At 71.2% G+C, this 25709-nt stretch carries 24 protein-coding genes and 1 pseudogene; 10 read left to right on the top strand and 15 right to left on the bottom strand.

Annotated features, from left to right (window positions below; all coding sequences use genetic code 11):
• Nucleotides 1-3: 3 nt before the first annotated feature.
• From OG870_RS29735 to OG870_RS29720, 4 genes are all read left to right on the top strand, one after another.
• Nucleotides 4-567, top strand: a complete 564-nt coding sequence (locus tag OG870_RS29735) for a hypothetical protein (RefSeq protein WP_266520883.1) — start codon at nt 4-6, stop codon at nt 565-567.
• 2 nt (nt 568-569) lie between these two features.
• The gene (locus OG870_RS29730; protein WP_266520881.1) at nt 570-1001 is read left to right on the top strand and encodes a DUF3592 domain-containing protein; all 432 of its coding nucleotides are present in this window, start codon (nt 570-572) and stop codon (nt 999-1001) included.
• Nucleotides 1001-1396 (top strand): hypothetical protein, encoded by a 396-nt coding sequence (locus OG870_RS29725; protein ID WP_266520878.1) that lies wholly within the window; start codon nt 1001-1003, stop codon nt 1394-1396. The genes OG870_RS29730 and OG870_RS29725 overlap by 1 nt, the downstream gene beginning before the upstream one ends.
• A gap of 70 nt (nt 1397-1466) precedes the next feature.
• Nucleotides 1467-3158: a chitinase gene (locus OG870_RS29720; RefSeq protein WP_266520875.1), complete on the top strand. Its 1692-nt coding sequence runs from the start codon at nt 1467-1469 to the stop codon at nt 3156-3158.
• A gap of 107 nt (nt 3159-3265) precedes the next feature.
• Here the strand turns inward: OG870_RS29720 and OG870_RS29715 are convergent, their stop codons facing one another.
• From OG870_RS29715 to OG870_RS29685, 7 genes are all read right to left on the bottom strand, one after another.
• Nucleotides 3266-3730, bottom strand: a complete 465-nt coding sequence (locus tag OG870_RS29715; protein WP_266520873.1) for an ATP-binding protein — start codon at nt 3728-3730, stop codon at nt 3266-3268.
• 77 nt (nt 3731-3807) lie between these two features.
• Nucleotides 3808-4731 carry an MEDS domain-containing protein gene (locus tag OG870_RS29710; protein WP_266589633.1) on the bottom strand — a complete coding sequence of 308 codons (924 nt, stop codon included), beginning with the start codon at nt 4729-4731 and terminating at the stop codon, nt 3808-3810.
• A gap of 53 nt (nt 4732-4784) precedes the next feature.
• Entirely contained in the window at nt 4785-7169 is a 2385-nt protein-coding gene (locus OG870_RS29705) for an ATP-binding protein (RefSeq protein WP_327691706.1), read from the bottom strand.
• A 232-nt stretch (nt 7170-7401) separates the two neighbouring features.
• Nucleotides 7402-8055, bottom strand: coding sequence for a hypothetical protein (locus tag OG870_RS29700; protein WP_266589629.1), 654 nt, complete (start codon nt 8053-8055; stop codon nt 7402-7404).
• A 57-nt stretch (nt 8056-8112) separates the two neighbouring features.
• The gene (locus OG870_RS29695) at nt 8113-9348 is read right to left on the bottom strand and encodes a CynX/NimT family MFS transporter (RefSeq protein WP_327691705.1); all 1236 of its coding nucleotides are present in this window, start codon (nt 9346-9348) and stop codon (nt 8113-8115) included.
• A 98-nt stretch (nt 9349-9446) separates the two neighbouring features.
• Nucleotides 9447-10607, bottom strand: coding sequence for a hypothetical protein (locus OG870_RS29690; protein WP_266589625.1), 1161 nt, complete (start codon nt 10605-10607; stop codon nt 9447-9449).
• A gap of 301 nt (nt 10608-10908) precedes the next feature.
• The gene (locus OG870_RS29685; protein WP_266520860.1) at nt 10909-11487 is read right to left on the bottom strand and encodes a cysteine hydrolase family protein; all 579 of its coding nucleotides are present in this window, start codon (nt 11485-11487) and stop codon (nt 10909-10911) included.
• Between the two features lie 162 nt (nt 11488-11649).
• On the opposite strand from OG870_RS29685, the gene OG870_RS29680 reads away from it, so the two are divergent.
• Entirely contained in the window at nt 11650-12645 is a 996-nt protein-coding gene (locus OG870_RS29680; RefSeq protein WP_266520857.1) for a GlxA family transcriptional regulator, read from the top strand.
• Between the two features lie 4 nt (nt 12646-12649).
• On the opposite strand, the gene OG870_RS29675 is transcribed toward OG870_RS29680, so the two are convergent.
• The 4 genes from OG870_RS29675 to OG870_RS29660 form a co-directional block, all read right to left on the bottom strand.
• Nucleotides 12650-14182, bottom strand: coding sequence for a GntP family permease (locus OG870_RS29675; protein ID WP_266520855.1), 1533 nt, complete (start codon nt 14180-14182; stop codon nt 12650-12652).
• A 128-nt stretch (nt 14183-14310) separates the two neighbouring features.
• A complete protein-coding gene (locus OG870_RS29670; RefSeq protein WP_266520853.1) occupies nt 14311-14721 on the bottom strand; it encodes a RidA family protein in 411 nt (136 codons plus the stop codon).
• A 40-nt stretch (nt 14722-14761) separates the two neighbouring features.
• Complete coding sequence (locus OG870_RS29665; RefSeq protein WP_266589621.1) at nt 14762-15523, bottom strand: IclR family transcriptional regulator; 762 nt, start codon at nt 15521-15523, stop codon at nt 14762-14764.
• Nucleotides 15520-16563, bottom strand: a complete 1044-nt coding sequence (locus tag OG870_RS29660) for a sugar kinase (protein WP_266589619.1) — start codon at nt 16561-16563, stop codon at nt 15520-15522. The genes OG870_RS29665 and OG870_RS29660 overlap by 4 nt, the downstream gene beginning before the upstream one ends.
• Nucleotides 16564-16698: 135 nt before the next feature.
• On the opposite strand from OG870_RS29660, the gene OG870_RS29655 reads away from it, so the two are divergent.
• Nucleotides 16699-17976, top strand: coding sequence for an amino acid deaminase (locus OG870_RS29655; protein WP_266589617.1), 1278 nt, complete (start codon nt 16699-16701; stop codon nt 17974-17976).
• An 8-nt stretch (nt 17977-17984) separates the two neighbouring features.
• The gene (locus OG870_RS29650; RefSeq protein ID WP_266844166.1) at nt 17985-19610 is read left to right on the top strand and encodes an N-acyl-D-amino-acid deacylase family protein; all 1626 of its coding nucleotides are present in this window, start codon (nt 17985-17987) and stop codon (nt 19608-19610) included.
• 19 nt (nt 19611-19629) lie between these two features.
• Here OG870_RS29650 and OG870_RS29645 read toward each other — a convergent pair whose 3' ends face one another.
• Nucleotides 19630-20475, bottom strand: coding sequence for a S1 family peptidase (locus tag OG870_RS29645; RefSeq protein ID WP_266520843.1), 846 nt, complete (start codon nt 20473-20475; stop codon nt 19630-19632).
• A gap of 302 nt (nt 20476-20777) precedes the next feature.
• Here OG870_RS29645 and OG870_RS29640 point away from each other — a divergent pair, with 302 nt between their 5' ends.
• From OG870_RS29640 to OG870_RS29630, 3 genes and pseudogenes are all read left to right on the top strand, one after another.
• Nucleotides 20778-21989 (top strand): pyridoxal phosphate-dependent aminotransferase, encoded by a 1212-nt coding sequence (locus OG870_RS29640; RefSeq protein ID WP_266589611.1) that lies wholly within the window; start codon nt 20778-20780, stop codon nt 21987-21989.
• Nucleotides 21990-22061: 72 nt separating this feature from the next.
• Nucleotides 22062-22478 carry an SCO4983 family protein gene (locus OG870_RS29635; RefSeq protein ID WP_266520838.1) on the top strand — a complete coding sequence of 139 codons (417 nt, stop codon included), beginning with the start codon at nt 22062-22064 and terminating at the stop codon, nt 22476-22478.
• Between the two features lie 267 nt (nt 22479-22745).
• Nucleotides 22746-22958: pseudogene (locus OG870_RS29630) on the top strand (hypothetical protein); the annotation flags it as partial.
• Nucleotides 22959-22967: 9 nt separating this feature from the next.
• Here OG870_RS29630 and OG870_RS29625 read toward each other — a convergent pair.
• The 3 genes from OG870_RS29625 to OG870_RS29615 are packed head-to-tail and all read right to left on the bottom strand — an operon-like array spanning nt 22968 to nt 25702.
• Entirely contained in the window at nt 22968-24143 is a 1176-nt protein-coding gene (locus tag OG870_RS29625; protein ID WP_266844169.1) for a hypothetical protein, read from the bottom strand.
• Nucleotides 24140-24937 carry a PP2C family serine/threonine-protein phosphatase gene (locus tag OG870_RS29620; RefSeq protein WP_266589607.1) on the bottom strand — a complete coding sequence of 266 codons (798 nt, stop codon included), beginning with the start codon at nt 24935-24937 and terminating at the stop codon, nt 24140-24142. Before OG870_RS29620 ends, OG870_RS29625 begins: the two co-directional genes overlap by 4 nt.
• Nucleotides 24938-24940: 3 nt before the next feature.
• Complete coding sequence (locus OG870_RS29615) at nt 24941-25702, bottom strand: vWA domain-containing protein (RefSeq protein WP_266520832.1); 762 nt, start codon at nt 25700-25702, stop codon at nt 24941-24943.
• Nucleotides 25703-25709: the final 7 nt, after the last annotated feature.

Genomic DNA, 25709 nt, shown 5'->3' with positions numbered 1-25709 from the left:
CTGATGAAGACCCGCCGTACGTTCCTTGCCGCCGGCCTGCTGACCGCGTTGCTCGCCGGGTGCGGAGACGGGGGCGCGAACTCCGCCTCGGTGCCCGACGGCTGGGGGACGCTGAAGACGAAGGGCGTCGACGTGTCGTATCCGAAGGGATCCGGCGGATACGAGGAACAGGGCGGCGCCGAGCGCAGCAAGTACAACGCGGCGGCGGCCGTCCGCACCGAGAGCGGCAAAACCGTCTCCATCATCACCGTCCAACTCGACTTCACCCAGGCGAGTTCGGCCGAGCAGGCGGCGATCGCCGCCGAGGCCGGGATCCAGATGGGCGCGAGCGTCAAGGGCGAGAAGGACGTGAAGGCGGCCGGTGCCGACGAGGCCAAGCGGATCGACTTCACCTTCAAGTCGGCTGGCCAGGGCGACGATCCGCCCAAGGGAACACCGGTCAGGGGCGTCATAGTGACGGGCCTGGACTCCTCGGGCAAGACGTTCGCCGTGCGCGTCGACGCGGTGCGGGGCAAGCTCTCGGACGCGTACCTGGCGAAGATCGTCGACTCGGTGGAGGTGCACTAGCCGTGCACGTGCCGGGCGGTGGCTACGTCGTACTCGTGCTGCTCGTCGCGCTCTTCGGCGCGATCGCGGTGAAGTACGCCAGGCGGCTGGTGACCGTGGCACGGGTGCTGCGCCGCGGTGTCCGCGCATCCGGCGAATGCGTCCGCGTGGAGACCGAGCCGTACAACCGCTCGGACGCCACCCGTCACTTCTTCGCCTTCCGTACGGCGGACGGTACGCGAGTCGAGTTCGAGGACCTCGCGGGCTGGTCCACCGATGAGGGCACCCCGGTCACCGTCACCTACGACCCGAAGGATCCGCGGGGGACGGCGACCGTCGCGGGCCGGGGCAGCTGGTCCCCGGTCCTGCAGGCCCTGGCGCTGGCGGCGGGCTGCGGCATGGCGGCGCTGGGCTTCACGGTCCTGCTCTGCTACGAGGCTTTCGGAGGCGGCTGATGGCTCTCATGCGTTCCTGGGCCGTGGGCGTCCTGGTTCTCGTCGTCACCGAGTACATCCAGGTCCGAGTGGTGTACGACCACCTGGTGGGCCCCGCGGGGGTCGGCTCCTTCGCCGCGGCGCTGGCCCTCGTCCACGTGCCGAACCTGCTCTGCGTCGTCCTCGCGACGTGGGCGGCGGCCCGGGTGCATCCGGAGCCGTGGCGCCGGGCGCCCGCGCGCCATGTGGCGGCGGCCTGCGCGGTACCGGCGGCGGGCCAGTTGCTGGTGCTGTCGCTGCGGCCGGACCTGACGAACGTGTCCGGCCTCGCCCTGTGGATGTCGACGGGCGTACTGCTGGCGGGCTGCTCGATGGGCCTGCTGCTGGACAGCTGGTGGGAGGGCCGGGAGGCGTAAGTGCCGTCGGTCGGCGCCAAGTTGGTCTGGACCTCTTGACAGAGTAATTGGTCTGGACCAACTTGTTGTCATGTCCCCACGTAGACGATCCATACGACTCTGGTCGGGAGCGGTCACCACCGCTCTCGCCCTGTCCATGGCGGGCGCGGCTCAGGCGTCCGCCGCGGACATCAACAACGCCAGGAACTCCGGCTTCGAGTCGGGCCTGGCCAACTGGACCTGTTCCGCGAACAGCGGCACGACGGTCACCTCCCCCGTCCACGGCGGCACGGCCGCGCTGAAGGCGACGCCGGCCGGGCAGGACAACGCCCAGTGCACCCAGTCGGTGGCCGTCAGGCCCAACTCGACGTACACGCTCAGCTCCTGGGTTCAGGGCGGATACGCGTACCTGGGCGTGACCGGCACGGGCACGACCGACGTCTCGACCTGGACCCCGGACTCGTCGAGCTGGAAACAGCTGTCGACGAGCTTCACCACCGGGTCCTCGACCACGTCGGTGACGGTGTACACCCACGGCTGGTACGGACAGGCCGCCTACTACGCCGACGACGTCTCGGTGTACGGCCCGGACGGCGGCGGTGGCAGTGACCCGGCACCGACGGTTCCGGCCACGCCCGGCGGTCTGTCGGTGCCGGGTACGACATCGTCGTCCGTGTCCCTGTCCTGGAACGCGGTCTCGGGCGCCACGGGCTACAACGTCTACCGCAACGGCACGAAGGTGACGGCGGTGACGGGAGCGTCGGCGACGGTGACGGGGCTCGCGGCCTCCACCTCGTACTCCTTCCAGGTCACGGCGACGAACTCGGCGGGCGAGTCGGCGAAGTCGGCCGCCGTCACCGGGACGACCACGGCCGGCGGCACAGGCGGGGGCGGCGCGCTGCCCAGGCACGCGGTGACCGGCTACTGGCAGAACTTCAACAACGGGGCGACGGTCCAGAAGATCTCGGACGTCTCCTCCCAGTACGACATCATCGCGGTGGCTTTCGCGGACGCCACGACCACGCCGGGTGCCGTGACGTTCAACCTGGACTCGGCGGGCCTGGGCGGCTACACGGTCGACCAGTTCAAGGCGGACATCAGGGCGAAGCAGGCGGCCGGCAAGAAGGTGATCATCTCGATCGGCGGCCAGAACGGCACGGTGTCGGTGAGCGACTCGACCTCGGCGGCGAACTTCGCGAACTCGGTGTACTCGCTGATGCAGACGTACGGCTTCGACGGCGTCGACATCGACCTGGAGAACGGCCTCAACGCGACGTACATGTCACAGGCACTGCGCTCGCTGTCGGCGAAGGCGGGCTCGTCCCTGATCATCACGATGGCGCCGCAGACGATCGACATGCAGTCGACGTCGAACTCCTACTTCCAGACGGCCCTGAACATCAAGGACATCCTCACGGTCGTCAACATGCAGTACTACAACAGCGGTTCGATGCTGGGCTGCGACGGCAAGGTGTACAGCCAGGGGTCGGTCGACTTCCTCACCGCCCTCGCCTGCATCCAGCTCGAAGGAGGCCTCTCCCCCTCCCAGGTCGGCCTGGGCCTGCCGGCCTCGACGAGCGGCGCGGGCAGCGGCTATGTGTCACCGACGGTCGTGAACAACGCCCTGGACTGCCTCACCAAGGGCTCGGCCTGCGGCACCTTCAAGCCGTCGAAGACCTACCCCGACCTGCGAGGCGCGATGACCTGGTCGACGAACTGGGATGCGTCGGCGGGGAGTTCCTGGTCGAACGCGGTGGGGCCGCATGTGCACGGGCTGCCGTAGCTGAAAGGGAACGTGGAGCAAGCGCGTGCGCCCCTGCCCCGATGTCGTGGGCGGGGGCTCACACGCCGGTACAGCATGCGAGGGAGAACCTCACCGGGCACCACGCACTACCCGCAGACCGCGCACAGGCCGAGCTCGAACCACACCGTCTTGCCCGGACCGTCCTGATGGCACCCCCAGCGTCGTGCAAGCGCGTTCACCAGGAACACCCCGCGGCCGCTCTCCGAGGCGCCGGCGTCCAGCACCTGCGGGGTGCGGCGACCGGTGTCGTACACCTCGCAGCGCAGGACGCCGTGCGCGGCGGACAGGGTGAGCCGGAAGCGGCTCGCGGAGTGCAGCACGGCGTTGGTGGCCAGCTCGCTGACGAGCAGCTCGGCCACGTCCGTGAGGTCCTCCCGGTCCGTCAGGCCCCACTGCTCCAGCTGTCTTCGCACCTCTGCGCGCGCCTCTCGGACCGCGGTGGGGCGGGGATCGTACTCGACGCTCAGGTGGCCTGCCCGCAAAGGCGGTTGGGTGTACGCGGCGAATTGCGGGTCGGAGTCCGGGTGGGGGGTCCCGGAGAGATCAAGCATGCTCTCAGGGTGACCTCCCCGCGCGTGCGGCACACGGGGAGGACTACCTGTTTTCGTACCTGTCCTCGGGTAAGCGGTTACCCGTACTGAAGCCGTACGGTCGACCCCTCGTCGTCGTCCCGGACGTCGACGTAGGCGCACACCTGCCGGGCGAACCAGAGCCCCTGGTCCGGTTCCAGTTCGGGTGCGGGCGGGGGGACGAAGCCCGCCAGCGGATCACCGACCCGGCGTGCGGTGCGCAGTTCGCAGACGCAGGCGGGTGCCTCGCCCCACAGCCGGGCGTGGATGACGGGGCCGAGCGCGGCGGCCGCGGCGATGACCGCCTCGGTGAACAACTCCGCGTCCGCGGGCGCCAGTCCACGCACCGCCGTCGACCCGCGTACGGCGTCGGGGTGCGGCTGCCTGAACAGTTCGGCCCCGGCCGGGGGCAACGGCAGCGGCGCGGAGTCCAGTTCCGCCGTGAGCCGGACCGGGTCCTCGTAGACGCCGGTGTCCGGGTGCGCGCGGCGGGCCGCCTCGACGACGGCCTTGCCTGCGGTGCGGGTGTCGTAGGCGCACAGGGCCGTCGTCGCCATCGGGGCGAAGAGCAGGTTGGCGAGGGCCTCATAGCGGATCCACTCGGCGCTCTCCCGGACGGAGCGCCCCGCGCGGCCGTTCCAGACGGGTTCCATGAGGAGATGGATACGGCCGCCGGGGCCGGCGTGGGCTGCCAGGTAACCGGCGCCCTGGGCAACGGCGTTGGCGGCCGAGCCCGTGTACCACTCGGTGTGCGGGACGAGTACGGCGCCCTTCGCGTCGCCGCCGAGCGCGTCCCGCAGGAGGTCGAGTTTGTCGGGGGCGGCGATGGCCACCGGCGGGGGTTCGTCGGGAGCGCCGAGCCCTTCGGCGAGAAACGGCACGGCGGCGGCGACGAACTCGTCGTCCGCTCCGTACACGGCCATGCGATGGTCGAACGGGGTGGGCGTGGGGGTGGGGGTGGGGGTGGGTCGTGTGCGGGTCATGGGTTCTCCTCTCAGTGGGTCTGTCGGGTCCGGGAGGGGAGCCTGGACGTGGCTCAGCGCTGGGCCGTCACCCAGGCGGCGATCTGGCTGCGGTTGCTGAAGCCGAGCTTGCTGAGGATGCGTTCCACATGGCCTTCGGCGGTGCGGCGGGCGATGACGAGCCGGTCGGCGATCTGCTGGTTGGCGAGTCCCTGGGCGACGAGTTCGGCGACCTCGGCCTCGCGGCGGGTGAGAGCGGTGCAGGGGGCCGTACGGGTGGTGCGGCGGCCGTTGGTCCTCCGTGCCGGGGCGGGCTGTCCGGGCTGCCCGTCCTCGGTCGCGTAGGCGACGATCTCCGCGAGCCCGAGGGCGCCTCCTTTCTCGTACGACCGCTCGAAGGCGGCCCGTCCCAGGGCGCCCAGGACCCGCTCCCCGCTGCTGCGCCGGATGGAGTCGAGGACGGCCGAGCCCCAGCGGTCCCGGTCGATGTCGGCCCAGGTGCGGTCGGCGCCGCCGAGCAGGGCGGCCGCGTGGGTGTGGGCGCCGGCCTCGGTGGCGATGCGGGCCAGTAGGTCGAGGGTGAGGGCGATGCCGGTGACGTCGTGGACGGCGAGTTTGAGGCGCAGGGCCTCTCGGGCATGCCGTTCGGCCTCCTTCCAGTCCTGTTTGACGGTGTGGGCGAGGGCCAGCATCCGCAGGACGTACGAGCGCACCCATACCTCGCCGTGCTCCTCGCACAGCCGGCGCGCCCGTTCGCAGACCTCCACCGCGCGGTCGGCCTCGCCCAGGAAGCCCAGAGTGCAGGCGAGTTCGACCTGGTCGAGCCCGTACAGGCTGAGGTGCTGGCCGGGGACGCGGCCGCGGGCGACGGTGGCCTCGAAGTGTTCGAGCGCGGCGGGCAGCTCGTCACTGAACATGCGGATGACGCCGATGACGTAGGCGGCGTGGGCGGCCTCGGCCTGGTCGCCGAGCCGGCCGGCCAGGGCGTGGGCGTCGCGGGCGCGCCGCAGGCCTTCGGCCATGTCCTGGGTGGCGGCCGCGAGGAGGCCGGACACCCACAGGCCGCGGGCCCGCTCGGGGGTCGGTCCCGGGTTGGCGTCGAGGGCCCGCTCCAGCCAGTAGCGGCCCTCGCGGGGCGCCCCGCAGGCGTGCCAGTAGAACCACAGGGTGCCCGCGAGGCGCAGTGCGGCGAGGCGTTCGCCAGGGGCGGTGAGGCTGAAGTCGAGGGCGGCCCGCAGATTGTCCTGGTCGGCCCTCAGCCGGGCGACGATCTTCCGCTGTCCGGGCCCGAACCAGACGCGTTCGCAGTCGGCGGCCCGGCGCTGTGTCCAGTCGCGCTGGCGGCGCCTGGCCGCGCTCTCCTCGCCCGCCCGCTGCCGCAGTCGGTCGAGGCCGTAGTGCCGCAGCGTGTCGAGCAGCCGGTAGCGCACGCCGTCCGGTCCCGGCTCCCTCCCCAGTACCGACTTGTCGACGAGCCCGGCGACGGCTTCCAGGACGTCCTGCGGCCGCACCCTCCCCCAGCCTCCGGCCGGGGGGACCCCCGTCTCGCTTCGCTCACCGTCCGCGCACACCGCCTCCGCCGTCTCCAGGTCGAAGCCGGCGACCAGGACGGAGGCCCGCTCCCACACCAACTGCTCCTGTCCCGTGCACAGTTCGTAGCTCCAGTCAACGGCCGCGCGCAGGGTCTGGTGGCGGGGCAGGACCGCGCTGCTGCCGGCGGTGAGGAGGCGGTAGCGGTCGTCGAGGCGCTCCAGGAGCTGTTCGACGCCGAGGACGCGCATGCGTACGGCGGCCAGTTCGATGGCGAGCGGGAGACCGTCCAGGCGGCCGCACAGGCGGGCCACGGCGGCCCTGTTGTCGGCGGTGAGCTTGAACCCGGGGACCACGGCGGCGGCGCGGTCGGCGAAGAGGGCGAGAGCGGGGTAGGCGTCCGGCGCGCTGAGGTCGCCGTCAGGGTCGGGGACGGATAACGGCCGTACCTCCATGAGGTGTTCCTCGGTGAGGCCGAGGCGGTGCCTGCTGGTGGCGAGGATGCGGATGCCGGTGGTGCCGCGCAGGACGGCGGCGGCGAGGTCGGCGCAGGCCTGCAGCAGGTGTTCGCAGTTGTCAAGGACGAGCAGGAGGCGCCGGTCCCTCACCTGCTCGACCAGCGCGTCCAGCGGTGGCTGCGCGGAGTGGTCGTGCAGGCCGAGCGCGTCGGCGGCGGCGAGGGGTACGAGCGCCGGGTCGTGCAGTCCGGCCAGGTGCACGAAGCGCACGCCGTCCGGGAATGCGCGCTCGACGCGGGCCGCGACGCGGGCGGCGAGGCGTGTCTTGCCGACGCCGCCCGGCCCGGTCAGCGTCACCAGGCGCGCCCTGGCGAGCAGTTCGCGGCCTTCGGTCTGTTCGCCGCGCCGGTCGACGAAGCTGGTCGTCTCGACCGGCAGGTGACGGTCCCGTCGCGGCGCTGATCCGCCCATGATCAGCCAGTCCTCTGGAGGGGTGGGGTCGAGAATCCGGAGGGCCCGGATCCTCTTGCGCGAACCTTCACTCTGCTCGGTTTTCGGCATATATGCACGCGCCGGTCACACCCGCGAGTGCACTTTGCCGGAGGCCTGTGCGCGGGTTACGGGCATGCGTACACTGCGCGGCCGACGACCGAAAGATCCACGCCCCGGCCCCTCGGACCGGGGAAAAGCCCCAGTGACGCGGCTAGTTGGTGTCCTCTTCCGAGGCGTCCTTGGCCTCGGTGTCCTTGGCCTCGGTGTCCTTGGCCGCCGCGGTGTCTTCTTCCTCAGCGCCCTCTACCTCGGCGCTCTCTTCCTCAGCGCCTTCTTCGAAGTAGGCGTCGAGGACCGCGTCCAGCTGTTCTTCCCACTCGTCGAAGCGCGCACGGGCCGTCGCCTCGATCTCGATCGGGTACCAGCGGCGGTCGGGCGTGTGGACGGTGATGGTGAACCGCTTGCCGAAGCGCGGGGATTCGGTCTCCACGGCGCCGATCTCGTCCCAGCGGAACTCGCACTCCTGGTCGTCCAGGGTGAGCCGTACGCCCTTGTGGTCGGCGACGATCTTCGCGCGGCGGTCGGAGGCCTCGAAGACGGGGCCCTCGGGAGCCTCCTCGCCGTCCGCGGAGGCTTCGCCGTCGGCGGAGTCCTCGTCGGCGGCCGGTTCTCGCTCCGCGGCCTCGGTCCTCGCTCCCTCGGGCTCGGCGTCCTCGTCCTCGGACTCGACGTCTTGCGCCTCGACCTCCTCCGGTTCCTCGGACGCGGGTGAGGTGAGCCCGGGGATGAATGCCGGGTCGAACCCGGCGCCCTGCACGGGCTCGCCCTTCAGGGGCTGGCTGCTCGATCCTATGCGCTGCTCCACAGCGGGCAGTATGGTCGAAGATCCTGTGCCGGACACAGTCAGCCCCTCACTTCGTTATCAGACGCCTACACGAACACGCCCAACACCGCGGCGTGCCACGGCGGGAGGACCGCTGGAGCGTACCTGGCCGGGGCGGGCGGCGAGCAGGCCCGCGATCGCCTCCGGCACCACCAGGGCGATCAGGACGGCCACGGGCACCCGCCAGCCGTGGGTGACGTCGTGGAGCACCCCGATGGCCAGCGGGCCGAGGCCGGCCAACAGGTAGCCGACGGTCTGCGCCATCCCCGAGAGGTCGGCGGCGGACCGCGCGCCGTCCGTGCGCAGCCCGAGCAGGGTGATGGCCAGCGGGAAGGCGCTGCCGGTCGCCGCACCGAGCAGGCACACCCACACCCAGCCGTAGGCGGGGGCCAGCAGCAGACCCGCGAGGGAGACCGGTTTCGCCACGACCACGGCGACCACGAGGAGCCGCTGGTTGCGCATCCGGGCGGCCACGACGGGGACGACGAAGCCGAGCGGGATGCCGATGGTCAGCATCACCGACATCATCAGCCCGGCCTGCCCGGGTGTGTAGCCGTTCGCGTGCATGATCTGCGGCAGCCACGCCACCAGCACGTAGAACATCAGCGACACCAGCCCGAGGAACGCCGACACCCACCAGGCGAGCGCGCATCGCAGCAGCGATCCGCCCGCCGACCCCGGCTCCTCGGGCGGCGTCGTCCCGCGACGCGTGCCGACCGCTCCGGCCGCTCCCGGTGCGGCGAGAAGCCCCCACACCGCCGCGGCCAGAGCGGCGGGCACCGCCCACACCGCGAGGGCGAACTGCCATCCGGCCGCGGTGCACAGCGGCACCGCGGCTCCGGCGGCGAGTGCGCCGAAGAGGGCCATGAGCGTCATGGTGAGACCGGTGAACAGGCCGATCCGCCGGGCGAAGTGGTCCTTGACGACCGCGGGCATCAGTACGTTGCCGATGGCGATCCCGGCGCCGGACAGCACCGTTCCGGCGAAGAGCGCCGCCGGCCACGGAAGTGCCCGCAGGGCGGCGCCGAGCGCCAGCACACCGAGGGCGGCGCACACGGCGGTCCGAGTGCCGAACCGGCGGGCGAGGCGCGGCGCGAGCCAGGCGAAGGCGCCCAGGCACAGCACCGGCAGTGTCACCAGCACACCGACCTGGGTGCCGGACAGGGCGAGTGCCCGCTGGACGTTCCCGACGAGCGGCGGCATCCCCGTGATCGCCGCGCGGAGATTGATGGTCAGCAGGATCAGGCCGGCGATGAGCCGCAGCCTGGATTTCACGAGTGTTCCCCCATGCACGTGCGTTCCCCCATGGACATGGCGGCGGTCCCCTCCTCCGTCCAGGAGAGGACCGCCGGGCTCTGGAAGGTGCGTTCCGGTCAGACGCCCACGCCGTGGCCGACCGGACACTTCGCCCTGCCCGCGGTGCGGAACGCCGCGCCGGCGGCCGAGCCCGTGACGGGAGTGCCAAGTTCCTTGAGGATCTCGTCGGACAGCAGGTCCTCCTTGCCCTTCAGGGCGTCGGCGACCTTTGCGTCGGACACGAACACCAGCTCCGCGGCGACGTTGTCCTGAACGATGCGCGCCAGGTTGTCCAGCGCCACCCCGATCGGGTCCGACGGCAGCTGCGCCGTGGGGATGTCGATCAGGTGGGTGTTCACGTTCTTCTGGTTCATCATCGGCTTGATGATGATCTCCGCCTGGTTCAGGACCGAGGTCGTCCAGATCGACAGCACCACCGTGTACAGGTCGGCCCAGGCCCCCTCGCCGATCTGCGCCCGCCACTTCCTGCACAGGCCCTGCACGCCGGAGATCTGCGCCGCGGCGGCGTACTGCATGTTCACCCGGATCGACGGGTGGACGCGTCCGGCGAAGACCTGGAACGAGGCGATGTCGAAGGCACGGGCACGGACGGAGTCGGCGATGAACGTCAGCGCCTCGTCGAGGATCTTCGCGCAGGAGTCGTGCAGTTGCTGCGGCAGGCCGGCCGCGGTGAGGTTGTCCTTCGCAGTGGTCAGTTGTTCCGCGAACGCCTTCAACGGCGTCGTCCAGGCGTCGGTGCCGGGGCCCTTCATCGCCACCATGGCGAGGTCGTGGGCGTCGATGCGGTCGGCGTTGGCGACGTTGGGGACCTTGCCCGACAGGTACTCGGCGATCGTGGAGTAGATGCCCAGCGGCACGTGGGCGATGGACTTCGCCAGCTCGAACTCCTCCGCCACGGGGTGCTCGACGTACTGCTTGCCCTTGTGGACGAGGGTGAAGGTGCCGCCCTTGGCGTCGTTCTGCACGACGATGACCGGGCCGAGATTCTTGGCCAGGTCGGCTTTCAGCGCCGCGTAGTTGGTCCGCATGGCCGCGTTCACCGCGCGCAGGGAGTCCCGGGCGGTCTGGACGTCCGCCGCTTGCACCACGTCCACCGCTTCGGCGGCTGTCGCGGCGTCGAGGACGGGTGCCGCGTGCGACTGGGCGGCCGTGTGGCCCAGGAAGGTCGCGGCGCCGATTCCGCCCGCGCCGCCGATGAATGTCCGGCGTGTTGCCATGGCTTGCTCTCCGTAACGAAGTGGTCGTCGGGTGTTCCCGCCGTGGGGAGCGGTGGCGTGGGGGGAACTGACCCGCCGGGAGCCATGAAGGGCCGGGACGCGGGAGCAAGAAGGGGGAAGCGGGGGGAAAGGCCCCTCTCCGACAGCGCAAGGGCTGTGGGACCGCCGGAGAGGGGGAACTGCGGTGCGCTACGTCGGCGCAGTGTGGGTGTTGTGGGTGTTGTGGGTGTTGTGGGTGTTGTGGGTGTTGTGGGTGTAGGTGCCGGTGCGGGTGTGGGAGAGGACGACGACGCCGTCCGGGTCAGACCAGCTCTTTCCCGGAGGCCACGACGACGCCGTACGCGTCGGCGATGGCCGCCAGTGCGCTGCGGTGCAGTTCGTCGGCGGACACGTCCACGATCGACCGGGTGGCGCAGGTGTCCGCGGGGACGGTGGGCTTGTTGCCGCGCACGGCCGCGGAGGCCGACGTGTACGCGATGCACATGTGCGTCATGAACCCGGCGATGATCACGGACTCGTTCCCGGCCTCGTCCACGAGCTTGCCGAGGTCGGTCCCGTGGAAGGCGTCCGGGGCCTGCTTGACGACCACGGGCTCGCCGTCGACCGGCGCCACACCGGCGTGGATCTCCCCGATCTCCGTGCGGATGTCGTAGGGCGAGCCCTCACCGCCGTCGTGCTGGACGTGGATCACCTTGGCTCCGGCGCCACGGGCACGGGAGAGCAGGTCCGACGCCGCTTCCAGGGCGGGCTTCCAGCCGTCGAGCTCCATCACACCGCGGGTGTAGGTGTTCTGGTAGTCGACGAGGACGAGCGTCGAGGACGCGAGGGCCGCGGGGGTGTGGTCGGCACCGCCGAGTTCGCGCAGCGTCTTGCTTGCCACAGGTCTTCTCCAAGGTTCCGGGGACGTGCGTACCGTGTTCAACACTCTGTTGAACACACATGCGACGCTATGGCCGGAACGAGGGCCTCGGCAATGACGCACGACTTGCAGAAACCGACGCCCGGATCCGCAGGCGAAACAGGGGGACACAGGGTGGGGACCGTGGGGACCGTCAACCGGTTGATCGTGATCGTGCTGTTCGAGGGCGTCGACCTGCTCGACGTCACCGGCCCGCCCGAGGTGTTCTCCCTCGTGACGCGCGAGAGCGTCGAGCGGGGCGGCTACGAGGTCGTGCTGGCCGCCGAGACGCCGGCCGCGGTGACGACGGCGGCAGGGGTACGGATCCTGCCCGACACCACGTTCGACGAAGTCGGCGTACGGGCGATCGACACGCTGCTGGTGCCCGGTTCCGTCGAGGTCGACGGCGACGGCCGCGTCCTCCCCGTCATCGAGCCCGGCACGGTGGCCCGGGTGAAGGCGCTGGCCGCCCGTTCGCGGAGGGTGGCCTCGGTGTGCGTCGGTGCGCACATCCTCGCCGCCGCGGGGCTGCTCGACGGCAAGCGCGCGACGACGCACTGGTCGACCGCGCGGCGGCTCGCGGCCGACCATCCGGCGGTGCGGGTCGACCCGGATCCGATCTTCATCCGAGAGGAAGGCGAGGTGTGGACGGGCGCGGGGATCAGCGCCTGCCTGGACCTGTCCCTCGCGCTGGTCGCGGAGGACTTCGGCGAGCCGGTGGCACTCCGGGTCGCCCGCCAACTCGTGATGTACCTGAAGCGGTCGGGCGGGCAGTCCCAGTTCAGCGTGCCGTTGGAGCCGGTGTCCCCGACGCGGCGCATCGAGGACCTCCGGCATCACGTCCTGAACAACCTGGACCGGCGTCTGACCGTCCCGGACCTGGCCGCGTACGCGCATGTCAGTGACCGGCAGCTCACCCGGATCTTCAAGACCGAACTCGGCGTGACACCGCATGCCTACGTCGAGTCGGCGCGGGTGGAGATGGCCGGCCACCTCCTGGAGACGACCGACGACACGCTGGAACGGGTCGCCTCCGTCTGCGGGTTCGGCACCGTCGACACCCTCTTCCGGGCCTTCCGCCGCCGCCTCAGCACGACACCGGGCGAGTACCGGGCCAGATTCCGCCCCGGCCCGGCCTGACCCGCTACACGAACAGGCTCACCACGCCCGCCACCACGAACCCCGCCACCGACAGCACCGACTCCAGCACCGTCCACGTCTTCAGCGTGTCCCGCTCGCTGATGCCGAAGTACTTGGCGACCATCCAGAATCCGCCGTCGTTGACGTGCGAGGCGAAGATGGAGCCGGCCGAGATGGCCATGATGACGAGGGCGACGAAGGCCTGGGAGTGGTGCCCCTCGGAGAGGAGCGGGGCCACGATGCCGGCCGTCGTGACGATCGCCACGGTCGCCGAGCCCTGGGCGACCCGCAGGACGAGGGAGATCAGGTAGGAGAGGACGAGGACCGGGAGGCCCACGTCGTGGAAGGTGTCCGAGAGGGCCTGGGCGACGCCGCTCGCCTTCAGGATCGCGCCGAAGATCCCGCCCGCGCCGACCACGAGCAGGATGTTGCCGACCGGCTTGAGCGAGGCCGTGGACACGGTCTCCAGGGACTTGCGTGACCAGCCGCGGCGGATGCCCAGCAGGTAGTAGGCGAGCAGCAGCGCAATGGTCAGGGCGACGAAGGGATGGCCGAAGAACTCGATCACCGAGCGGCCCGTGGAGGGGTCGAGCGCGATGGAGGAGAAGGTGGCCGCCAGGATCAGGATCAGCGGGGTGCCGATGATCCCGAGGACCGTGCTCAGCGGCACCGGAAGCTCGCGCGGCGCCACACCCTGGTCGTAGCTGCCGTCCGTCACCACGCCTTGCTCACGCTGCCCGTTGCCGCCAACCGTCACCACCGTCCGCACGGGGGCCGCCAGCTTCGCCTCCGCCGCGGCCTCCACCATGTCCTGCGGTACGGCCACGAAGATGCGGCGGCCGATCCACGCGGCGTACGTCCAGGCGGCCAGGACCGCGGGGATGCCGCAGATGACGCCCATCAGGATGATCCAGCCGAGGTCCACGTGGAGCAGGGCGGCCGCGGCCACCGGTCCCGGGTGCGGGGGCAGGAACGCGTGGGTCATCGACAGGCCGGCCAGGAGCGGCAGGCAGTACAGCAGGATCGACTTGCCCGAGCGCTTGGCGGCGGCGTAGACGATCGGCGCGAGGACGAAGATGCCGACGTCGAAGAAGACAGGGATGCCGAAGATCAGGCCGGTGAGGCCCATCGCGAGGGGTGCGCGCCGCTCGCCGAAGAGGTCCAGCAGACGTGAGGCCAACACCTCTGCCCCGCCGCTGACTTCGAGCATCGCGCCCAGCATCGTGCCCAGGCCGATGATGATCGCGACATGGCCGAGGATGCCGCCCATGCCGGTCTCGATGGTGGAGACGGCGTCCGACCGCTGCACCGTGCCGAAGAGTTCGGTGACGGACAGGCCCGCCAGCAGGCCGACGGTTATGGAGACGGCGAGCAGGGCGACGAACGGCTGCAGCCTGACCTTGATGATCAGGAAGAGCAGCAGCACTATGCCGATGGCGGCGACCGTCAGGAGACCGGCCGTCCCGTCGAGCAGGAGGAGCAGGCCTCCGGTGTGGGGTGGGGCGGCGGGGGCGTCTGCGGCGAGCGGCTGGGACATTTGGGGGTCCTCTGCTTGAGGGCATACGGCTTTCGGGCAGGGGGGATCGCGGCACGGCGCCCCGGGAAGGAGGGGCACCGCACCGTGATGACGTACGGGGTACGGGAGTTGGGGGAGTTGAGGGAGCGTCAGCCGAGGACGGCCAGCGCGTCGATCTCGATGAGGAGCCCCGCGGGCAGACCGACGTACACCGTCGTGCGCGCGGCGGGCGGCTGGGTGAGGCCCTGCTCCTCGAAGTAGGTGTTGTAGACGCCGTTCATCTCGGCGAAGTGGTCCACGTCCGTGAGGTAGACGCGGATCATCATCACGTCGTCCCAGCTCGCGCCGCCCTCTTCGAGGATCGCCTTGACGTTGGCGAGGGTCTGGAGGGTCTGCTCGCGCAGGGTCGGGCCGGCGGGCGTGGGGGCCTTGCCCTCCTCGGCGGGCAGGAAGCCGACCTGCCCTGCGACCTGCAGGATGTTGCCCTTCTTGACGCCGTGGGAGAACTTCGCGGGCGGGGTGGTGTGCGTCTTGGGGGTGAGCGCGATCTTCTCGGTCATGCGATGCCCTTCATTGCGATGCCCTTCGTTGCGGGGGTCTTCATTCGGTGTCCTTCACGGGCGTTCGTCCCGAGTACTCCCCGCTGATCGCGTCGGCCGTGCGGCGCACCAGCGGGAGCAGGGTGAGGAGTTCGTCGGCGGTGACGACGACGTTCGGCGCGGAGACCGACATCGCGGCGACCACCCGGCCGTCGGCACCGCGGAGCGGCGCGCCGACGCAGTTGATGGACTCCTCGTGGCCGCCGAGGTCGGTGGCCCAGCCCTGATCGCGCACCTTCTCCAACTCCCTTAGAAAAGCGGGGGCGTTGGGAGTGGACCGGGCCGTGTACATGGGGTAGTCGAGCTTGTCGGCGACGGCCCGGCGCTCGACTTCGGGCAGATCGGCGAGCAGCAGCTTCGCCACCGCCGCGACGGTGATCGCCACCGGTTTCCCTATCCGCGAGTACATCCGGACCGGGTACCGGCTCTCCACCTTGTCGATGTAGAGGACCTCGGACTCCTCGTACACCGCGAGATGGACGGTGTGCCCGCACTGCTCGTTGAGGCGGACGAGGTGGGGGTGCGCGATCTCGCGGATGTCGAGGTTCTCCATGGCCTCCTGGGCGAGCGCGATGAGGCGGGCGCCGAGGCGGTAGCGCTGGTCGGACTGGCGGTAGACCAGGCCGTGCTCGTGCAGTGTCCTGAGCAGCCGCAGGGCCGTGGACTTGTGCACGCCGAGCCGGTCGGCGACCTGGCCGAGGTCGGCGGGCCCCTCGGCGAGCAGCGGCAGGATGCTGAGCGCGCGGTCGACGGTCTGGCTCATGGCGTACGTGCCTCCTTCTCGGCCCGGTCACGGGCGTGATCGACGGCTTGTTGCGTCCAGCCGGGGCCGAGTCGAAGTCTCCCCCACGCGTCCTCGTCCAGGGCCGCGAGGCGGTCGGCGTGGCCGCGGGCGGGAGGCGCGGCGAGGTCGCCGGGGGCGGTGAGGGCGGCGGCGGCCCAGAGGTGGCCGTGGCGCAGGCGGGCCGGGGTGGGCAGCCCGCGCAGGGTGGCCGACAGGAAGCCGGCGGCGAAGGCGTCCCCGGCACCGACGGCGGCCACCACGTCCACACGCGGGGCGGGAACGAAGGTGGCGGCGTTCCCCGTGTCGAACACGGTCGCCCCCCGGCCGCCCTGCTTGACGACGAGCACCTCGGGATCGGGGAAGGCGGCCCGGACGGCCTCGGCGCCCCGGAGCGCCCACACGTCCTCGGCCTCGTCCTCCCCCACGAACACCAGGTCGGCGCCGCGCGCCAGTTCCAGCAGCAGGCCGGGCCCGTCGGCCTGCCGCCACACCGCGGGCCGGTGGTTGATGTCGAAGGAGACGAGCGGCCGGTCCTGGCGGGGCGCGGTCAGTTCACGTACGAGGCCGAGACAGGCGTCGGACAGCATCGGTGTGATCCCCGACAGGTGCAGCACCCGCCCCGCCCGCACCGCGTCCAGGTCCGTGTTGCCCACGGCCATCGCGGAGGCGGCCGACCCGGCGCGGTAGTACGCCACCTCATGGGCGTCGGTGGCCCGGTCACCGGCCGTGCGGAAGTAGATGCCGGTCGGCCGCGCCGGGTCCCGTCGTACGGCGGTGACATCGACGCCGTGGGCCCCGATCGCCTCGACCAGGTGGTCGCCGAACCCGTCGGCGCCGACCCTGCTCACCCATCGCGTCGAGTGCCCGGCGGCCGCGAGCGCGCACGCCACGTTGGACTCGGCACCGCCGATGGCGCGGTCGAAGGAGGGAACGTCGGCGAGGCGGCCCGGGCGGGTGGGCAGGAACGTGACCATGGACTCGCCGAGCGCGACGACGTCCACGACGTCGGGGGCATTCACGATGGTCGCGGCTCCTTGCGGTCCGGGGTCGTGGCGGCTCCATTGACCCGGCGTTGGCCTGGATGTTAGACAGCGGTAAGCGACATACGCAATGGACGTTGCAGAGACTGCAACCCACCTGATCAGGGAGGCCTCGTGTCCCTCGACACCGGTACCGAAGCGCTCGCCCGCCTCGCCGAGGAACGCGTCGACCACCGCTTCAAGGGCCTCCCGCCGGACGCCGACGGCCTGACCGTCGGCGAGCTGGCAGCCCAGCGCCGCAACCTCTTCACCGACGGCTTCGCGACCCCCGTACTCGCCCTGTCCGCGGAGCGCCTGGAGCACAACCTCGCGCTCATGGAGACCTACGCGGCCCGCCACGGCCTGGTCTTCGCCCCGCACGGCAAGACCTCCATGGCACCCAGGCTGTTCCGGCAGCAGATCGAGCGCGGGGCGTGGGGGATCACGCTCGCCGTGCCGCACCAGGTGCGGGTGGCGCGGGCGTTCGGGATCCGGCGGGTCTTCCTCGCGAACCAGCTCGTGGACCCCTCGGCGTTGCGCTGGATCGCCGGCGAGCTGGAGTCCGACGGCGACTTCCGCTTCGTCTGCTACGTCGACTCCGTGCACGGCGTCCGCCTGATGGACGAGGCACTGCGGGGGACGTCCCGCCCGGTGGACGTGGTGGTCGAGCTCGCCGCCGGCGAGGGCGCCCGTACCGGTGTCCGTACGGAGGCGGAGTGCGCGGCGGTCGCGGACGCGGTGGCGGCGGCCGGGACACTGCGGCTCGTCGGTGTCGCGGGCTACGAGGGCGAGGTCCCCGGGGCCGACCCGGAGCGGGTGCACGCGTGGCTGCGCCGGCTGGTCGCGCTGGCCGTGGACTTCGACAAGGCCGGGCGGTTCGCGGGCCTGGAGGAGATCGTGGTGAGCGCGGGCGGCAGCGCCTGGTTCGACGCGGTGGCCGACGTGTTCGCCGAGCTTCCCGAACTCTCCGCGCCGGCCTTGAAGTTGCTGCGCTCGGGGGCGTACGTCTCGCACGACGACGGCCACTACCGCAAGATCACCCCCTTCAACCGCGTCCCCGGGGAGGGTGCCCTGGAGCCGGCCTTCCGCCTGTGGGCGCAAGTGGTCTCCCGCCCCTCCCCCGAGCAGGCCTTCGCCAACGCGGGCAAGCGGGACGCGGCGTACGACCTGGGCCTTCCCCTCGCGCAGGTCGTCCGCCGGGACGGCGCCGAGCGCCCGGCGACGGGTGTCTCGGTGACCGGCCTGTCCGACCAGCACACCTGGCTGCGGACCACTGCCGAGGCGGACCTGGACGTCGGAGACTGGGTGGGGATGGGTCTGTCCCATCCGTGCACGTCCTTCGACAAGTGGCAGCTGATCCCGCTGGTCGAGGCGGACGGCACGGTGGTCGACTACATCCGCACGTTCTTCTAGGAGGAGTCGTGGAGCAGCTCGTCATCCGGGACGCGGACGTGGTGGACGGCAGCGGTGAGCCGGCCTACCGCGCGGACGTGGTGGTCGACCGCGGCAGGATCGCGTCGATCGTCAAGGAGGCCGCGGCGGCGGGCTGCCAGCGCCCGAAGGCCATGCGGGAACTGGACGCCGAGGGGCTGGTCCTCTCCCCCGGCTTCATCGACATGCACGCCCACAGCGATCTGGCGGTCCTGCGCGACCCGGACCACAGCGCCAAGGCCGCACAGGGGGTCACCCTTGAGGTCCTGGGCCAGGACGGGCTGTCGTACGCGCCCGTGGACGACCGCACGCTCGCCGAGGTGCGCCGGACGATCACCGGCTGGAACGGCCACGGCGACGACATCGACTTCGACTGGCGTTCGGTCGGCGAGTACCTGGACCGGCTGGACCACGGGTTCGAGGGCCGGGGGATCGCGGTGAACGCGGCGTATCTCATCCCCCAGGGGACGGTCCGCATGCTGGCCGTCGGCTGGGAGGACCGGGAGGCGACCCCGCGGGAACTCGACCGCATGCGCCGGCTGGTCGCCGAGGGCATGGAGCAGGGCGCGGTCGGCATGTCGTCCGGGCTGACCTACACACCCGGCATGTACGCCAAGGACTCCGAACTCACCGAGCTGTGCAGGGTGGTGGCGTCCTACGGCGGCTACTACTGCCCGCACCACCGCTCCTACGGCGCCGGGGCCCTTGAGGCGTACGAGGAGATGGTCGCCCTGACCCGGGAGGCGGGCTGCTCGCTCCACCTGGCCCACGCCACGATGAACTTCGGCGTGAACGAGGGCCGGGCGCCGGAGCTGCTGACCCTGCTGGACGGGGCCCTCGCGTCCGGGGCGGACATCAGCCTGGACACGTACCCCTACACGCCCGGCTGCACCACCCTGGTGGCGATGCTGCCGAGTTGGGCGGGCGAGGGTGGCCCGGAGGCGGTCCTCAAGCGGCTGGCGGACGAGGAGACGGCCGAGCGCATCCGGCACCACATGGAGGTCGTGGGCGCGGACGGCTGCCACGGCGTACCCATCGAGTGGGACACGATCGAGGTCTCGGGCGTCACGGATCCGGCGCTGGGCGACTTCGTCGGCCGGACGGTCAGGGAGTCGGCGGACCTGCGCGGCGAGTCGCCGTGGGCGACGGCCCGTCGCCTGCTGGTGGAGGACCGGCTGGGTCCCACGATCCTGCAGCACGTGGGCCATGAGGAGAACGTCCGGGCGATCATGCGGCACCGGGTCCACACCGGCGGCTCGGACGGCATCCTGCAAGGCGCGAAGCCGCATCCGCGCGCCTACGGCACCTTCCCGCACTATCTCGGCCACTACGTGCGGGAGTTGGGCGTGCTGTCCCTTGAGGAGTGCGTCGCCCACCTCACGTCCCGGCCCGCCGCACGGCTGCGGCTGCCGGACCGGGGTCTGGTCCGCGAGGGGTACCGGGCGGACCTGGTCCTGTTCGACCCGCAGGCGGTGGCGTCGGGGTCGACGTACGAGAATCCGCGCGCGCTCCCGAAGGGCATCGAGCATGTCCTGATCGACGGGCGGTTCGTGATCGAGGACGGGCGGCGCACGGATGTGCTGGCGGGGCGGGCGGTCCGTCGCAGTCCCGTGTGACGGAACGCCCCACCGCGCACTACGGCTTGGGCAGGACGCATCCGCTCTTGCTGAGGTCGAGCTTGTTGCCGGCGCCGAAGCAGGCCGGGATCTGGTAGGTCTCCTCGGCGTAGTTGATGCCCTTGCGGACCGTCACGTTGCCGCTCTGGTCGACCTCGCAGGGGTTGTTCTCGGTGCAGCGCTCGCCGTCCTCGTTGCCGGTGTTGTTGACGGCGACGACCTTGCCGGTGGCGTTGTCGATGACCGGCGAGCCCGAGGTGCCGCCGATGGTCTGGCAGGCGGACGTGTAACGGACCGAGTCCTTCCAGGTCCAGTCGCCCTCCTTGATGCGGTAGACGAAGCCGTCGATGTTGCAGGCGTACGTGCGCTTCCAGTAGCCGGAGACGACGGTGATCGCGGTGCCGGCGGTCGGGTGGGTGTCCTGCAGGGTGAGCGGGCTGATGCCGTACGAGCTCTTGATCGCCGCGTAGGTGGTCGTCAGCCGGTAGATCGTGACGTCGGTGTCGGTCATGGTCGAGTAGACGACCTGGTTGGCCCGGAGCGTGGCGATCTTGCTTCCGGAGGAGTTCAGCAGTCCGAAGGTACGGCTGGAGGACTGGCCGGTGATGACCTCGCCGGGCTCCGGGAAGCCGGTCTCCAGGCAGTGGCCGTTGGACATGACGAGCGCCGGGTCGGAGTCCGCGGAGTTCGGGAAGCGGATGACGGAGCCGGAGCAGTTGCTGAGCGAGACGGTGCCGGCGAAGTTGACGGCCTTGACGGCGGGCGTGGCGGTGCCGTTGGTGGACACCGGTGCCGCGACCGCTGGTGCCGCGCCGGCCCCGGCCATCACCAGGGCGAAGAGCGCGGCGCCGAGAGGCTTCTTCATGTGGGGGTCCCCTCTTGCGACTTGGGCGACCGGAGATTTTCCGGCCGCCCATATTTGACATGTGCATTCTGAAGGGAAAGGGGTGGCTGGGCAAGGAGTTCTTTCCGGCGGGGCGCGTCAGGCCGCGGGCGGCACACGTTCGGCGGCCCGTTCACCCACTCGGGCGACCCGGGCATGACCACCGCTCACGGAGACGCATGGGGCCCCTGGGACCGCCACTGGCGATAACCACCCAAATCGCCGCGTCTCACGTGGTGGAAAACACGGCCCAAGAGGCGTTACCGGGCCGTAAGCTCCCAGACATGCAGGTGATCCAGTCGACCAAGCTCGCCAACGTCTGTTACGAGATCCGGGGCCCGGTGCTCGAGGAGGCGATGCGGCTGGAAGCGGCCGGGCACCGCATTCTCAAGCTGAACACCGGCAACCCGGCGGCGTTCGGCTTCGAGTGCCCGCCCGAGATCCTGGAGGACATCCTCCGCAACGTGTCGACGGCGCACGGCTACGGCGACGCGAAGGGCCTGCTGGCCGCGCGCCGCGCGGTCGTCATGCACAACCAGACCCTCGGCATCGAGACGGACGTCGAGCACGTCTTCGTCGGCAACGGCGTCTCCGAGCTGATCGTGATGGCCATGCAGGGCCTGCTCGACGACGGCGACGAGGTCCTCGTACCGTCGCCCGACTACCCGCTGTGGACGGCCGCCGTCTCGCTCTCCGGCGGCACGGCCGTGCACTACCGCTGCGACGAGCAGTCGGACTGGATGCCCGACCTCGCGGACGTCGAGCGCAAGGTCACCGACCGCACCAAGGCGATCGTCATCATCAACCCGAACAACCCGACGGGGGCCGTGTACGACGAGGCGATGATCAAGGGGCTCACCGACATCGCCCGCCGCCACAACCTGCTGGTCTGCTCGGACGAGATCTACGACAAGATCCTCTACGACGGCGCCACGCACACCCCGACCGCGAAGGTCGCCCCGGACCTGCTGACCCTCACCTTCAACGGCATGTCGAAGGCGTACCGGGTGGCCGGCTACCGGGTCGGCTGGATGTCGATCTCCGGCCCGCGCGCGCACGCGGACTCCTACATCGAGGGCCTGACGATCCTCGCGAACATGCGCCTGTGCGCGAACATGCCGGGACAGCACGGCGTGGTCGCCGCACTGAGCGGCCGGCAGACGATCAACGACCTGGTGCTGCCGGGCGGACGACTGAAGGAGCAGCGGGACGTCGCGTACGAGCTGCTCACCCAGATCCCGGGCGTGACCTGCGTGAAGCCCAAGGGCGCGCTGTATCTCTTCCCGCGTCTCGACCCCAAGGTCTTCAAGATCAAGGACGACCGGCGGATGGTCCTGGACCTGCTGCGCCGCGAGAAGATCATGGTCGTGCAGGGGACCGGGTTCAACTGGGTGGAGCCCGACCACTTCCGGGTCGTGACCCTGCCGTCGGTCGGGGATCTGCGGGACGCGGTCACCAGGATCGGGAACTTCCTGGACGGCTACGGCCAGCCGTAGATCTTTTGCGTTCGCTCAACTTTAGACGAAATCTAAGCTAGGATGGTTTCCTGACAGCACGGGAGGCCATCCATGTACGAACCGATCCGCACCAAGTCGGTGCACAGCACGATGGCCGGCACGCCCTCCGACTTTCCGCACCGGTCGCGCGAGGAGGAGCTGGACATCCAGCTCGCGGGTCATCTCGCGGCGCTCCTCGCCGTCACGGACGAGCTGCGGACCCTGGCCCCCGCCGAGGACCTGGACATCGCGGCCGAGCGGCTCGCCGCGCAGGTGGCCCGGCTGCGGGGCGGGCTGACGCCGGCCCGCATGTCCGCGGCAGCGTCCGACGGCGACTCCATGGTGCTGCACCAGCGGGCGCACGCCCTCGCCGGGCGCGCCCTGGTCGTGGCGGCCTCCCGCGCCGACACGGCGGCCGCGATCCTCGCCGCCGAGCAGATGGACGTGCACGCGGCGGCTCTGGAGCCGCGCGAACTCGCGTCCCACTGAGCCCTAGGGCTCCCCTTTGGCGGCCCCGGTCCGCGTGCACCCGCAGAGACGCGCGGACCGGGCGCCATGCACTGCGTTGGCTTGGGCGGGGGGTGCCTGTTCGCCGTAGGGGGCCCTGTTGTTCTGCGGGTGCGGGTTCGTTGTGGCTTGTCGCGCTCACGCGGCAGAGCCGCACATCGGTACAGCCCCGCGCCCCAGGGGGGACCGCAGTCGCCGTGGGTGCGGGTTCAGTGTGGCTTGTCGCGCTCACGCGGCAGAGCCGGAGGCCGCCGCGAACTGCCCTTCCCGGGCGGCCGTTCCGTCGCCGACGGGCTGCTCGACTCCTACGAGAACGAGCTGCGCCACCCGTCCCGAACCGTCTACGTCCTCGACACCTCGGGCTCGATGGACGGCGACCGGCCGGCCCGGCTGAAGAAGGCGCTCACCGACCTCACCGGCGACTTCCGGGACCGCGAGGAGGTGACGCTGATGGGGGCGGGCGAACTGACCTCAGTGCAGCAGGCCCGCCACGATCACGACGATCAGCACCAGCACGATCAGCAGGCCCGCCGTCCACAGCGCGCCGAACCGGCGGGCGGCCGGGGCCTCCTGCGGGGGCGGTGGGGGAACCGGCGCCCGCACCGGCACGGGCCGGGGGCCGTTGAACGCGTCGTGGCCGGTCAGCGCGGCCCGGGTGCACCAGGGGCAGGCCGGCATGTGGGCGCCGTAAGTGTGCAGCGGACGGTGCGGGCACACCCGTATGCGGGAGCGCTCCCCGTCGAGGGCGCGCAGCCAGGCCTCCGCCGGTGGCCGCGCGGCGGGGGCGTGCACGCCGGGGCCGAAGGCGGCGCGGGCCAGGGTGAGCAGCTCGGGCGGAAGGACCGACGGGTCGACGGTGCCGCGCGGGATGGTGACCAGCTCCGGGCGTACGACGTAGGAGACGCTGGAGGCGATGTTGTCCTTCACGGTCGACTCGGAGGTGCTGTCGTGCGGCACGCCCCCGAAGGGGTGGTTGCCTGCCGTCAGCAGCTGGTAGACGAGCACCGCGAGCGCGAAGTCGTCGCTGGCGCGGGTGGCGGGGCCGCCCGCCTGCCGCTCGGGGGCCGAGTAGTCGGTGGTGTGCATCAGACACGGGAACGGTTCGCCGGTCACGGGGTCGGTGAAGGCGATGGAGTCGCAGTCGAGGAAGGTGACGAAGCCGTTGGTGTCGACGACGACGTTGCTGCTGGAGAAGTCGCCGATGACGAGGTTGTCGTAGTGCATGCGCGCGGTCATGAACGCGAGGTTCCAGGCGACGCCGAGCATGAACCGCCAGTCGGCCCGGTCGGGGAAGAGCCTGAGGCGCTGGGCGCGGGTGAACAGGCCGACCAGCTGGACGTGTCCGGGCTCGCCGAACCGGTGCATGGCGTAGCCGAGGAACTCGCCGCCGGTGCCGCGGGCGAGCGCGGTGGGCCAGGCCAGCTCGGGCGGCTGGAAGCGGTCGGTGGGGCGGGCGGCCAGCGGTGACATGGTGAGCATCCGGGCCAGCCGCCGCTCCTGGTCGGGGCCCGGCGGATCGCGGTAGAGCTTGACGACCGTCGTGTGGTCGCCCTCGACGGGGAAGACGGCCGCCTGGCCGCCGCCCTTCAGCGGGAGTTCGGCGAGCACCACCGGCTTTCCGTCCAGGTGGACGACGCGGCCGCTCATGACCGTGCCCTGCGCACGGCCCGCAGGAGCGTCTTGTCGTCCGCGTTCAGCGCGGTCAGCCGGTCCGACCTGAGCAGCGCGGCCAGGTTCTCCTGCGCGCTGTCGGTGAGGGGTCCGGGGGCGTCGAGGGAGCGGAAGACGGCGTCCACGAAGGAGGCGTTCGGGGTGGGCGGTCCGCCGGCGGACCGGGAGAGCGCGGCCTGCGCCAGTCCGTCGGTGGACAGCAGCACGCCGTCGACGCCCTCGTCGCTCACGCAGTCGGTGTGCACCTGGTGGGCCGCGTCGGGCGAGGTGAGGAAGACGGTCTCGTTGCTGTACTCGCTGACGGCGGGCGGCTGCGGCAGCAGATGGAACTGCCGTTCACCGTCCTCGCTGCCGGCGCGCAGTACGACGAAGCCGTCGCCGACGCTGAGGTGGCCCAGCCAGCCGGGCGCGAGGACCACGACGGTGAGGGTGGTCGCGAAGTCCGCGGCGCCCGGCCCCGTGGTGTCGAGGAACACCTTGGTGACGTCGTGGAACGCGTCCAGGAGCAGCTCGTGCACGCTCTCGCCCGGCGGGTCGTCCGCGGCCGCCGCGGCCCGCCGTACGAAGTGTTCGGCGGCCAGTGCGACCGCGAGCCGCGAGCCCTCCTCGGAGCGCGGGCGGCTGCCGGCGCCGTCCGCGACGGCCAGGACGGTGAGCGGTCCCGACTCGGTGTGGGCGCACGCGTCCTGGCAGGGGAGGCCGTCGCGGCGGTGCCGGTAGCCCTCGACGCTCATGCCGTGGATGCGCCAGTCGGAGGCGGGCGTGCCCATCGGCTAGCTCTCCCAGGCCGGGCGCTGGGTCTTGAACTGGCTGAAGATCTTCTCGAAGACCTCGTCGCCGGCGCCCTTCTGCTCGGCGTTCGCGCTGGCGGACATCATCTGCAGCAGTTCCCGGAACGGGAAGCCGTGGATGGTCGCGTTGAACTTCGGGGCGAAAGCGCGCAGCACCTGCTCGCCCAGGTCGGTGATGCCGCCGACGCCGATCGCGTACAGCCGGAAGCGGCGGGCCCGCTGCTCGTCGGCGAGGACGGGCACGAGGCGCTGCCAGGTGTCGGTGCGCCGGCCCTGGGCGTCGGTCGGCAGGCCGTCGGTGACCAGGCAGATCTGCGGGCGGTGGTACTGCAGCCCGGAGGCGCGCAGTTCGGCCTTGCGGGCGGCGACGATGTGCATCGACAGTTCCAGGGCCTCCGTCATCAGGGTCACGCCCGCGGCGCCCAGCTGGGGCGGCCGGAACTGGTGGGCGGGTACGAACGGGCTCACCCGCGCGCCCGGGGCGAGGAGGCTGGGCCCGCGCCAGGCGGCGACGGCCTGGCCGCCGAAGGTGATCACGGCGACCTCGACGCTGTAGCTGAGGGCGACGTCGTCGTGCAGTTCGCGGGTCCACTCCACGAGGGCGTTGTTGAGCGTCTGGATCGGCGCGCCCGCCATGGAGCTGGAGGTGTCGAGGCACAGCACCAGCGGCAGGCGCTGGGCGTTGTTCTCGAACTCGATGTCGGCGTACTCCGCCGGCAGGGTGGGCGGGTATTCGCTGGACATGGCGTCT

The sequence above is a fragment of the Streptomyces sp. NBC_00461 genome (assembly GCF_036013935.1).
Taxonomy (GTDB): Bacteria; Actinomycetota; Actinomycetes; order Streptomycetales; family Streptomycetaceae; genus Streptomyces.
This window is presented reverse-complemented; position numbering and strand designations above follow the sequence as displayed.